This is a genomic window from Sphingobacterium chuzhouense (assembly GCF_014692525.1).
Lineage (GTDB): Bacteria > Bacteroidota > Bacteroidia > Sphingobacteriales > Sphingobacteriaceae > Sphingobacterium > Sphingobacterium chuzhouense.
The window spans coordinates 619252-631988 of the sequence record NZ_JACNYL010000002.1 but is presented as its reverse complement, the minus strand read 5'-3'; the positions used below and the strand labels follow the sequence as shown (position 1 = coordinate 631988).

8 protein-coding genes are annotated in these 12737 nt (G+C 38.9%); all 8 read left to right on the top strand.

All coding sequences use genetic code 11. From position 1 onward, the window contains the following. The first annotated feature begins 51 nt into the window (after positions 1-51). The gene (locus H8B21_RS09075; protein WP_190313454.1) at positions 52-747 is read left to right on the top strand and encodes a DUF4290 domain-containing protein; all 696 of its coding nucleotides are present in this window, start codon (positions 52-54) and stop codon (positions 745-747) included. A gap of 96 nt (positions 748-843) precedes the next feature. After that, on the top strand, positions 844-2157 hold the full coding sequence (gene murA / locus H8B21_RS09070; RefSeq protein ID WP_190313453.1) for a UDP-N-acetylglucosamine 1-carboxyvinyltransferase: 1314 nt from the start codon (positions 844-846) through the stop codon (positions 2155-2157). Positions 2158-2393: 236 nt separating this feature from the next. After that, entirely contained in the window at positions 2394-3731 is a 1338-nt protein-coding gene (locus H8B21_RS09065) for an ammonium transporter (RefSeq protein ID WP_190313452.1), read from the top strand. 218 nt (positions 3732-3949) lie between these two features. Continuing rightward, entirely contained in the window at positions 3950-4525 is a 576-nt protein-coding gene (locus H8B21_RS09060) for an RNA polymerase sigma factor (protein WP_190313451.1), read from the top strand. 117 nt (positions 4526-4642) lie between these two features. Beyond that, a complete protein-coding gene (locus H8B21_RS09055) occupies positions 4643-5827 on the top strand; it encodes a FecR family protein (RefSeq protein ID WP_190313450.1) in 1185 nt (394 codons plus the stop codon). Between the two features lie 215 nt (positions 5828-6042). Further along, positions 6043-9300, top strand: a complete 3258-nt coding sequence (locus H8B21_RS09050; RefSeq protein WP_190313449.1) for a TonB-dependent receptor — start codon at positions 6043-6045, stop codon at positions 9298-9300. Between the two features lie 52 nt (positions 9301-9352). Continuing rightward, the gene (locus H8B21_RS09045; protein ID WP_190313448.1) at positions 9353-10981 is read left to right on the top strand and encodes a RagB/SusD family nutrient uptake outer membrane protein; all 1629 of its coding nucleotides are present in this window, start codon (positions 9353-9355) and stop codon (positions 10979-10981) included. A 127-nt stretch (positions 10982-11108) separates the two neighbouring features. Then, positions 11109-12662, top strand: a complete 1554-nt coding sequence (locus H8B21_RS09040; protein WP_223814938.1) for an FAD-dependent oxidoreductase — start codon at positions 11109-11111, stop codon at positions 12660-12662. Positions 12663-12737 lie beyond the last annotated feature (75 nt).

The following is a 12737-nucleotide window of genomic DNA, read 5'->3' as shown; positions in this document are numbered from 1 at the left end:
AAATAATAAACTGCGCTTATATAACGTTTTCTAAGCGTAAAACTACACTTTATGAATTTCGACTATAACAGTACCCGGTCAAAATTGATTTTGGCAGAATATGGAAGAAATGTGCAGAATATGGTAGACTATATATGCACACTTCCGACAAAAGAGGAAAGAAACCGATATGCGCAGGTCGTTATCGACATGATGGGCGTATTGAACCCGCATCTGCGGGATGTTTCAGATTTTAAGCATAAGCTATGGGATCATCTGCATATCATCTCTGATTTTAAGATCGATGTGGATTCTCCATATCCCGTTCCGGCACGTGATGCTATTCACAAAAAACCTGAGCTGCTGGATTATCCGCAACACACCATTCGTTATAAACATTATGGTCATACCGTTGAACGCATGATTGAAAAGGCGCTCGCTATGCCTGCTCCGGAAAATAGGGAACGTATGGCTTTGTCTATCGCTAATTTCATGAAGATGGCGTATATGACATGGAATAAGGATACGGTGCAAGACGAGCACATCATCCAAAATCTAACGGAGCTTTCTAACGGGCAACTGGCATTGCCAGCCGATACAGTATTGACTAAGCTTGATTTTAAAACTCCGCCTCCGGGCAACCGGACAAAAAGTGGCACGACCACTAGTACCAACAATAACCAAAAAAGTAATAATCAAAAAAGCAGCGGTAAAAAGAATATGGTGAAGAAAAAAAATGGTTCTAAAAAAGTTTCGTATAGAAGATAAGCTATTTTGACTGTTTTAATAGGTGGGCAATTGTGTGGCGAAAATCGTTATCCGGTTGCTCTCTGTTTTTTTAATATTAATATACGATAATAAAAGATGAGCGCATTTGAAATAATCGGAGGAAAGAAATTAAAAGGAGAGATTATTCCCCAGGGAGCAAAAAACGAAGCATTACAGATTCTATCTGCTGTGTTGCTCACCGAGGAAAAAGTAGTCATAAGCAATATTCCCGATATCAAAGATGTGAATAAATTGATTGACCTGTTAGCTGCATTGGGAGTTTCTGTTATCCGGATCAATAAAGATACTTATTCGTTTGAAGCAAAAAACATCAACATAGATTATTTTCAATCGGAAGAGTTTAAGCATAAAGGTGGAGGTCTGCGCGGTTCTATTATGATTGTTGGACCTTTGTTAGCTCGTTTTGGAAAGGCAGCGATTCCCAAACCGGGAGGAGATAAGATAGGCCGCCGCCGATTGGATACGCATTTTCTGGGATTTGAGAAATTGGGCGCGAAATTCGTCTATGACGCCGAAAAGAATTTTTTTAATGTAGATGCGTCGGAATTGAAAGGTGCATACATCTTAATGGATGAGGCGTCGGTAACGGGTACGGCAAACATTGTGATGGCAGCGGTATTGGCTAAAGGAGTCACAACGATCTACAACGCCGCTTGTGAACCTTATTTGCAGCAGTTGTGTAAGATGTTGAATCGTATGGGCGCTAAAATCTCAGGTATTGGATCAAACTTGCTGACGATAGAAGGTGTCGATCGATTACGAGGGACGAGCCACCGTATGTTGCCAGATATGATTGAAATCGGATCTTTTATCGGTATGGCAGCGATGACCGGTTCAGAGATCACGATTAAGGATGTTTGTTTTTCGGAATTAGGCATTATCCCGACCGTATTTGCAAAACTGGGGATACTGTTTGAGCTGCGTGGTGACGACATTTTTATTCCCGCGCAAGACTCCTATGAAATTGAAACCTTTATCGATGGCTCTATATTGACGGTTGCAGATGCACCATGGCCAGGCTTCACCCCGGATCTATTGAGTATTGTCTTAGTGACCGCTATCCAAGCAAAAGGAAATGTATTGATTCATCAAAAGATGTTCGAAAGCCGTTTATTCTTTGTGGATAAGTTGATTGATATGGGAGCGCAGATTATTCTTTGTGACCCGCATCGTGCGACAGTCATTGGGTTGAATAAACAGGTGAAATTAAGAGGTATTGAAATGACCTCACCGGATATTCGAGCAGGAGTTTCTCTCTTGATTGCGGCTTTATCGGCACAAGGGAGGTCTATTATATATAATATAGACCAAATTGAACGTGGATATCAAGATATTGAGGAAAGATTACGAGCGTTAGGAGCCGATATTCGTAGAATAGAAGAATTATAAGTATAAAGAAAAGACTATAATTTAATAAAAGAAGGGCAAATATCAAATTTGCTCTTTTTTTGTTTAATATGTTTTGTTTTTTTGTTAGCTGTTGCGTTATTTTTTTGTTCTGTATTGTTTATATCTTTTTTTTATGTAATTTTTATTTATATGTCATTGTTTTTTATGTTTTTTGAATAAAAAAATTGATTTTTTGAATATTTTACATATTATTGTGTCGTAAAAATTATGAACATATGTCTATTTATCAGAAAAAATCGTTTTTACCATTCTTGTTAATGGTTATTTTGGTGGTTATTGCATTTTTTAACCCAGCTTTGCCTGCGGGTTCGGCCGAACATGAGTATAATTCCGCAGATGTAGCTTGGATGTTAACATCAACAGCGCTTGTTTTGATCATGACCCCGGGTTTGGCCTACTTTTACGGTGGAATGGTTAAGAAAAGAAACGTTATCTCGACTATGCTACAAAGTTTTATTTGTATGGCTGTCGTAGCCGTCATGTGGTTTGCGTTTGGATTCAGTTTGGTATTCGGCGAATCCATTGGAGGGATTATCGGGAATCCGACAACATTCTTTATGTTTAATGGTGTGTTGGATCGCGAACCTTGGGAAGGCGCTCCTACGATTCCATTTGTGCTGTTTGCTATGTTTCAACTTAAATTTGCGATTATAACGCCAGCGCTTATTACGGGAGCTTTTGCCGAACGTATTCGTTTTACGTCTTATATTCTTTTTATCTGTTTATTCTTTATTTTTATATATGCACCATTGGCACACGCCACATGGCATCCCGACGGTGTTTTACTTCAATTGGGTGTTTTGGATTTTGCCGGTGGAACAGTAGTACACATGTCTGCCGGATTAACGGCATTAGCTTCCGCAATCTATTTGAAACAAGGTAAAACGGCGAAAGAACATACACCGGCAAGAATAACTTATGTACTTTTAGGGACGGGGTTGCTATGGTTTGGTTGGTTTGGTTTCAATGCCGGGTCAGCTTTCGCGGCGGATGCATTGGCAGCAACAGCCATGGCTACTACAACGGCTGCATCTGGTGCGGCAGCAATTATGTACATCTTATTTGATGCCGCACGAGGCATCAAACCATCTGCTTTGGGAACTTGTATCGGTGTGGTTGTCGGCTTAGTGGCTATCACACCTGCCGCGGGATTTGTAAGTATTCCACATTCTATCGTTATTGGTGCGGTTGCAGCAATTATAAGTCGCTTATTGATTGACTGGCGTACCAAATCGAATATCGATGATACATTGGACGTATTTCCTAGCCACGGTGTGGGCGGAATGGTTGGTATGATATTAACCGGCGTATTTGCACATTCTGCAATCAACGGGGCGGTGGAAACGAATGGTTTGTATTACGGAGAAACAGGGCTTTTTACCGCGCACCTTATCGGCCTTGTTGGAGCCTCTGTATTTATTCTCGTGATCGCATTCATTCTTCTAAAAGCAACAGATATGATAACACCATTACGTGTCAGTGATCAAGAAGAAGAAGAGGGATTGGATCTATCACAACACGGCGAGAGGCTTTCATATGAAGGAAATAATTGACGGAAATTAAATTAACTCGAACACTAAACTAAACAACAAGGAAGGCCGATTTTTATCGGTCTTTTGTTTTTGTTCCATCTCGTCCACTGCGACCGTAAGTTTATGAAAAGATAGAAAGTTATATAAATTCCAAATTTAGCGGTTATTGAAAAATTGAAAATATATTATAATTATCTTATTTTTAGAAAAAAGTTGGCCAGTAAAAAGGGGCGCTAAAAATGATAAAACAACTTGATAAGGACGTGCTTGCCTTGTTTATAACAGGGGAAGAAGATGCATTTGAAAGGATATATTATACCTATGTTGAACGTGTATTCAATGTTTCTTTCTTTCTTGTCAAAGATACAGGTTGGAGTGATGATATAGTTCAAGAGGTATTCATAAAGTTATGGGAAAATCGGGCTAAAATCCAATCGGATCAAGATTTGTGGACATACATATATGTATTGACAAAAAGACTATCACTTAATAAGCTACGTAGTATCAAGCGTTCCTATAACTGTTTTGAACGTCTATGGGATGGGCTCTCTGAAACCAGCGATTCTACGTATGATATCATCGCCGCGAAAGAATTGAAAATGAAAATTCAGAATTTTTTAAATAGCTTGCCACCTCAACAGAAAAAGGTATTCTCGTTAAGCCGGATAGACGGATTCAGCTATCAAGAAATTGCTGACCAATTGGATATTTCTATCAATACCGTAAAAAACCACATTGTGCAAGCCACCAAAAGTTTGAAAAAGAGTGGGCTTGGTCAAGAAGCACTTTTTCTTCTCTTCTTTTTATACTTTTAGGTTGAAAAAAATAAAAAAATCAAAAAACGACTAGTCTTTTTTTTTATTTGCGGTGTTCTACGTTTAGACAACACGGTCATAGCATTATAGTGCCATTTTATAAACTAGTAGAACCGGATGAATAACAGTAGATTACAATACTTATTGACGCAATACGCCAAAAATAATATTGAAAAAGCGGAATTAAGAGAGCTTTTGGAACTCATCGATAAAAAGAATGTAGAGGATGTTGATAACGAGTTGGATAGATTGATAGCAAAATATCTAGATATCGATTATAAGCCTGAAAAATTCAATCCAGACAATACATTACGTAAAATAAGATCTACATTGACTGATCGAACAACCGAAAACAACCGGGATTTAATTTCTTTAAAACATAGACGTTATCGAATATGGTGGGCAGCGGCGATCCTAGTCGGGGCGCTATTGTTATTTACGGTACTATTCAACCGTTATCAATCAGACGATCTGCAAGGCCGTACAGTAGTTATGGAAAACGACATTTTTCTTCCAGATCAAGCACAAGTCAGACTAAGCTTAGCTAATGGCACTGTATATAACCTGATGGAAACGGATAAATCTGTTTTAGCCAATGAAGGGATTGAGATTGTTGGAGATGAAGAAGGAGGGATATTGTTTGTGGTAAGGCAAACAAATAATGAAGGAGATTTAAAGACGTTTACAAATCCAAAAGGTAATACCGCGAAACTACGTTTGACTGACGGCACAACTGTATTGCTAAATTCGGGTTCAAGTATTACATATCCATCCGCTTTTGGCTTATCGGAACGTAACGTACAAATTACGGGCGAACTCTATTTTGAGGTTGCCCGAGATGAAAACAAGCCATTTGTGGTATCCGCCGGAAACACAGCTGTCAAAGTTCTCGGTACCGCATTTAATGTAACCGCAAATCCGGCCGCAAATGGGGTATATACTACTTTGGTTGAAGGTTCGGTGGAAGTGACAAGTAAACAAGGTAAGACCGTGCTCGTTCCAGGAACGCAGGCAGTCGTAAACCATCAAGGAAATATTAGTATAGGAGACGCACGGATGAGAGATGTGTTGGCCTGGAAAGAAGGTTATTTCAGCTTTAACGACTATAATATTGATCAGGTCATGGAACAACTCGAGAGATGGTATGATATTGAAGAATTACACATAGAGACACGTACTGATGATCTTTTTGTAGCCTCTATAATAAGAACACGAAGACTTTCCGAGCTATTGGAGCATTTGGAAAGAATATCTAGCTATAAATTTAAAATTGAAGGAAGGAGGGTAACGGTAATGAATTAAGCTGGCGAACAAGAATTAAATATATATATATAAACATAAATCGGAAGTGGTACCAGCACTCCCGATTATAAAAGTGTTTAGGAAAATAAATCTGACTAAAAGCAAAAAAAGATAATAATCAAATTATTGTCCACAAACTCTACTACCAAATGTATAAATTCTATTTGAAAAATCGCAAGGAATTGCGGCAAACCCTATTTAAATATATAATTAGGATGAAGGTTATACTTTTCATTGTATTGATTTCCTTAATGCATGCACAGGCGGAAACTTTCGCTCAAAAGGTGAACTTGAGCGTAAAGAACGCAACGCTTCGGGATGTTTTAGATGAAATTCAGAAGCAGACTGGATACGACTTCTTGTATAATGGTGCATTGATAAATAAAAGACAAGGAATCACTTTGCAGGTACGTAACCGCGACTTTAAAGAGATTTTGACGGAAGTGCTCAATCCACATAACTTAGTATTTGAGATTGACAGAAATCTCGTACTTGTTCGTCAAAGAAAACCGAAACCAAAATCCGATATAGAAACTGGTATACCAACGAATGATCAACAACGGATACTATCCGGCACAATTCGGGGAACCAATGGACAGTTGTTGAGTGGTGTGACGATAAGAATAAAAGGCATGTCCAGTGGAACTGTTTCTGATGGTCATGGCCGGTTTTCTCTTTCTGTAGAAAGCGGTCAAATATTGGTGTTTGCCTTGTTGGGATATACCACAAGAGAACTATCCGTGCCCGCTTCGGGTAGCGTGGAGATAGCGCTTGCGGAATCGTTGAGCGGCTTGGACGAGGTTGTTGTTGTTGGATACGGTACCCAAAAGAAGGTGAATCTGACAGGATCTGTATCTACTGTAAAAGGTGAGGAAATAGCCAAAAGACCAGTTGCTCAATCTTCAGCGGCACTGCAGGGTTTGGTGCCGGGTTTGACAGTAAGGCAACAATCAGGCCAGCCCGGTCGTGACGATGGAAACTTGTTAATTAGAGGAGTTGGAACACTTGGGAGTGGTATGGGACCTCTTGTACTTGTTGACGGTGTACAAACAAATATTAATAATGTAGATCCCAATGAAATCGAAAGTGTTTCGGTATTAAAAGATGCCGCGTCTGCTGCGATATACGGGGCAAGAGCAGCAGGAGGAGTTATATTGGTGACGACCAAGAGAGCGGATAAACAAGGTTTTAATATAGATTATGGTGCGTATGCGGGATGGCAAACACCTACAAATATGACTGATCTTGTTAATGGATTGGATCATATGACCTTGATTAATGAGGCTTACACCAATACAGGGCGTGATCCGTTGTTTTCTCAAGGAATGCTTGATGAATATATAGCTGGAAGATCTACTAATCCAGACCGCTACCCCGATACGGACTGGAAAAAATTAACTATGAAAAATAGTGGTTTTATGCAAAGCCACCACGTAGGTTTAAGTTCTTCAACAGAGCGAGTCAAGGTATTCGGATCGCTTAATTATATTGACCAAGACGGAATAATTGACAATACCAATTTTAAGCGTTATAGTTTTCGCTTAAATACGGATATTAAATTGAGTGAGAAGTGGAGTACCGCTATGGACTTGTTTTTAACACGAAGAGAACTTACAGAGCCTTCGTCCGGAACATCCAATATATTTCACTGGATGAGAAGAATACCTGCTAATCAAGCCGGTATTCTGTCGACTGGCCAATACGGAGAAGGGTGGAATGGTGATAATCCTATTGCTAAAGCAAGGGATGGCGGACTTAATTTCGAAATGCCCATACGCTCTATAGGTAATTTGGATGTAAAGTATGAACCGTCCGAGTGGTTAAAACTGAATTTTGTCTACTCTCCAAAATTTGAAATAAGCCATAACAAATCATTTTCTGATATTATCCAGACATATAATTGGGATGGTAGTAAAAGTTATGCGAAACCTACCCGAAATTCTTTAACAGAAAGCTATAGCCAACTTTGGTATAATAATGTTCGTTTACTAGCCACTTTTGACAAAGAAATCGTAAATAATCATCGGTTAACGGTGCTAGGTGGGTTTCAGCAGGAAGATCAGTATGATAATGATTTATCCGCCTATAGAGAAGTGTTTTTATTACCGCAATATCAAGAGATTAACGCAGGAAATAGAGAAAATGAGCGAACAGGTGGAACAGCTTCCCATTGGGCTTTAAGATCGTTTTTCGGACGACTGAATTACAATTACAAGGAAAAATATCTGTTTGAAGCAAATGGAAGGTACGATGGTTCATCCCGTTTTGCAACGGGTAATAAATACGCCTTTTTTCCTTCTTTTTCTGCAGGCTGGCGGATTTCACAAGAGCCATTTGCGCAGAATTTTTCGAATGTGATAACAGATATGAAAATACGAGGGTCTTGGGGTAAATTAGGAAATCAAGATATTGGTCGTTATCCATTTGCAGCATTTGTATCTATAGGTAACAACAACTACTCTTTTAATGAAAAAATAAATATGGGAGCAGCATTGAATACAATGGCAAATCCGGCTATTCGGTGGGAGACCACCGCGGTGACGGATATTGGACTGGATTTAATATTATGGTCTCATCTGCATATTACGGCGGATTATTACTACAGAAAAACAACAGATTTGTTGTTGCAACTTGATATTCCAAAATCAATCGGTTTGGGAGCACCTTACCAAAATGCCGGTATCATGGAAAATAAAGGATGGGATCTTTCCTTGAGTTATCGTAATTCTTTTAATGAATTTAATTATGGTATTACGCTAAATATTTCGGATGTAAAGAATAAGGTATTGGATATGAAGGGGGTGCAACGGACGGGATTACAAGTAAACCATGAAGGGTATCCCATGAATTCGTTATATGGATATGAAGCAATCGGATTTTTTGGAAATACGGAGGATGTGGAAAATCACGCTGCCCAGTTTGGAAGTGTAGCACCGGGAGATATTAAATATAAAGATCAAAATAACGATGGTGTGATTGATCAACGTGACGAAATCATTATGGGAAGTCATCTACCTCGCTACAGCTATAGTGCAAATGTAGATTTAACATACAAAGGATTCGATTTTTCCTTATTCATGCAAGGTGTTGGGAAAGCGGATGGTTATTTGTATGGACAAGGAATTATGCCTTTTTATGAAGGGGGAACGGTGCAGGAACAACATAAAGATCGATGGACACCCGATAACCCCAATGCTTCTTTCCCGCGTTTAGCTTTTAATGAGATAAATAATATTCAAAATTCAACGTTCTGGATGAGAAGTGCGGCTTATCTGCGTGTTAAAAATATACAAATAGGTTATACCTTGCCGATTTTGGCTGGTATGAAAAATTGGAGAATATACGCCAGCGGACAAAATCTTTTCACTTTTTCCAAGTTTTGGGAAGGGTATGATCCGGAAGGACCAGTAGGAAACGGGAGTTGGTATCCACAGATGAAAGTGTATACTGTTGGATTGAATGTCAGGTTTTAATAGAAAGGACATAGTAATGAAAAGTAAACTATATATAATGTTGATTTTCTGTATGATAGGTATATCATGCAATAAGGAATATCTTGAGCGCTTTCCGCTGGATAGCCCATTCAATGAAAATTTTTTAGCAAATGAAACGGAATTGGAAATAGCGGTAACTGGTGTGTATAATTCATTGTGGTATTCTTTTTCAGGAACACCCTTTTCTTTGACGCTCGACTATGCTTCCGATATAGCATGGGAAAGGAATACCAACGATCTACAGGTTCTTGGATTAGGATTAATAAATCCTAATAATAGTTTTACAAGTGGTTTTTGGTCGCACTTTTATATGGGCATAGCAAGATGTAATAATATTCTTGATCAGGAAGAACGTCTTAAAGAAGTTGTGCCGGAAGAAAGTTACAACCGACTTATTTCGGAGGCACGTTTTTTTCGAGCCTATTATTATTTTTATTTAAACGAGTTGTTTGGCGGTGTGCCCCTTATCAAACACATGGTATCTTTGTCTGACTCACAAACACGGCGTGCTACGAAGGATGAAATCACCGATTTTATTATATCGGAGTTAGATGCTGCAAAACCTTTTCTTTTAAAAGACACTAATTCATCAAATAGAGGAAGGGTAAATGTAGGGACAGCGCTAGCTTTAAAATCAAGGGTTGCACTTTTTAATGAAAGATGGGAGGAAGCGGTGAATGCTGCGCAAGAATTGATGGAATTAGGAAACTATCAATTGCATGATAAATTCGATGAATTGTTTTCTTATGCGGGACAAAATTCAAAAGAAATAATTTTTTCTGTTCAATATCTGGAAGGTTTACAGGTTCACGGACTTGCAAATCAGTTTTACTCTCGGTTAGCAAAAGGTTTTTCTGGAAAAATACCTGTTCAATCTATGGTTGATTCTTATGAATGCATAGATGGACTTCCTATTGACAAATCCCCGCTGTTCAATCCTGAAAAGCCATTCGAGAATCGTGATCCGAGATTAAACTACAGCATTGTTTTGCCACAGACCCGATTCATAAACTATATGTTTGAAACACATCCGGATAGTTTGATGACTTGGAACTATAACACGGTGCCAGCCACCAGAGTGTCAAATATCGATGCAACTAATGCTTATGCTACTTTTTCGGGTTATCTGTGGCGTAAGTATACGGATGTTGCCGATAGGGAAGAACCTGGACGTTCAAATATTAACATTATTCTTTTTCGATATGCCGAAGTATTGTTGAACTATGCGGAGGCTAAAGTAGAACTTAACGAGATCGATCAATCCGTGTATAACGCTATAAATGCCGTTCGTCAGCGCTCTTCGGTAGAGATGCCTCCCATAACAGGTGGAAAAAGCCAAGAGGATTTGAGATATATCATTAGAAAAGAAAGAAAGTATGAATTTGCAGCGGAAGGATTACGATTCTTTGATATCCGTCGCTGGAAAATAGCACATGAAGTTATGCCCGGAAAATTATTGGGTAGAGTGCGGAACGACTTTCTAGAAACAGCTCCTACGATAGATAAAAATGGAACTCCCCACTATGAGGCTGTTCCGAATGGAAATAAGATGAGAGTAATAGAAACCAGAGTTTATAATAAAGATCGGGATTATCTGTGGCCCATACCGAGGTTGGAAATGGAAGTAAACCATGAGCTTATCCAAAACCCAAATTATTGATATGAGTTTCATAGCCAACTTTATTTAGCACATTAATTTGATAATTAAATAATTTTTAAAAGCCATAATGATGATGAAAGTAAAGATATTTCTTTTAACAATTTTATTAGGGTGCTTAGTTAGCACCATGAAAGCATCTTCTTTAAAAAACGAAGAACACTATGATATATGTATTTATGGAGCAACTTCATCAGGAGTGATTGCGGCATATACAGCTAAGCAGATGGGAAGATCGGTTCTATTGATTGCTACAGATGAGCATATAGGAGGACTATCCTCGGGGGGGCTTGGTCAGACCGACATTGGAAATAAACAGGCCATAGGCGGGCTATCGCGAGATTTTTACAGACGATTAGGTAAGATTTATGAAGAAGAAGAAACATGGAAATTTGAACCAAGCGCCGCAGCTAAGGTATTTGATGACTATATAAAAGAAGCTGAGATACCTATTATTTTCAATAAGAGGATTGAAAGTGTAACTAAAGAAAATACACAAATAAAATCAGTGACATTGGTAAATACTTATGGGTCAACCCGAAAAAAGAGATATGTTACTGCTAAAATGTTTCTGGACTGTACTTACGAAGGCGATCTGTTGGCGTTAGCTGGTGTTTCTTATACCGTCGGAAGAGAAGACAACAGTGTATATGGTGAAACATATAGCGGTTTTCAACTTCCTGAGTATCGTAAACAATCGGGTTATCATCAATTTCCTGATGGCGTAAGCCCCTATGTAAATCCAGAAGACCCATCAAGCGGGCTACTATGGGGTATCAGCGAAAAGGCCGCCTCACCTATCGGAACTGGAGACGATGGCGTTCAAGCTTATAATTTTCGTATATGTCTTACCGATAGCGTTGAGAATATGATACCTATTACCAAACCTAAGGGATACGATCCCAAAAAATATGAGCTGTTAATTCGTCTGTTCGAAGCGCAGCCAAACGATCGGAAAATTAGTAGTTATTTTATATGGAGTAGGATGCCTAACCGTAAAACCGATGTAAACAATCGGGGAGCATTTTCAACGGACATGATCGGCGCAAATTATGCATGGCCAGAAGCAAGTTTTGAAGAGCGTAAAAAGATTTTTGAAGAGCACCTTATTTATACCAAGGGATTACTCTACTTCTATGTCAGTGATAAGCGGGTGCCGGATTCGCTACGTAACTTTGTATCACAATGGGGGTATCCAAAGGATGAATATATAAGCAATAAACATTTTACGCCCCAACTCTATATCCGAGAAGGACGACGGATGATAGGAGAGTATGTAATGACAGAACATAACTGTGTTGGAACCGAAGTTGTTGACGATCCCGTGGGTATGGCAGCGTATGGAATGGATAGTCATAATATCCAGCGTATTGTTGTAGACAATATGGTGAAAAATGAGGGAAACGTGGAGATACATGGGTTTAAACCTTATCCGGTTTCGTTCCGTTCTATTACACCTAAGCGTAACGAATGCACCAATTTATTGGTTCCAGTATCATTATCTTCCTCTCATATTGCATTTGGTTCTATACGCATGGAGCCCGTATTTATGTTGTTAGGGGAGAGCGCAGCTATTGCGGCTGTACAATCTATTGAAGAAAATAAAGCTGTTCAAGATATAGATTACCGCAATTTGAAAAACAAGTTGTTGGAGAGAAATCAGGTACTTTCCGTTCAACAATAATGCTCCGAGATATTTAGGATAGCTTGCCGACGAATATTTTATATACGTTGGTAAGCTATCTATCCTATATCAATA

Excerpts from the sequence above, each read along its gene's own strand:
- H8B21_RS09050 (WP_190313449.1), top strand. The coding sequence starts at position 6,043 with ATGAAGGTTATACTTTTCATTGTATTGATTTCCTTAATGCATGCACAG.
- H8B21_RS09075 (WP_190313454.1), top strand. The coding sequence starts at position 52 with ATGAATTTCGACTATAACAGTACCCGGTCAAAATTGATTTTGGCAGAA.
- H8B21_RS09040 (WP_223814938.1), top strand. The coding sequence starts at position 11,109 with ATGAAAGCATCTTCTTTAAAAAACGAAGAACACTATGATATATGTATT.
- H8B21_RS09045 (WP_190313448.1), top strand. The coding sequence starts at position 9,353 with ATGATAGGTATATCATGCAATAAGGAATATCTTGAGCGCTTTCCGCTG.
- murA (WP_190313453.1), top strand. The coding sequence starts at position 844 with ATGAGCGCATTTGAAATAATCGGAGGAAAGAAATTAAAAGGAGAGATT.
- H8B21_RS09055 (WP_190313450.1), top strand. The coding sequence starts at position 4,643 with ATGAATAACAGTAGATTACAATACTTATTGACGCAATACGCCAAAAAT.
- H8B21_RS09065 (WP_190313452.1), top strand. The coding sequence starts at position 2,394 with ATGTCTATTTATCAGAAAAAATCGTTTTTACCATTCTTGTTAATGGTT.
- H8B21_RS09060 (WP_190313451.1), top strand. The coding sequence starts at position 3,950 with ATGATAAAACAACTTGATAAGGACGTGCTTGCCTTGTTTATAACAGGG.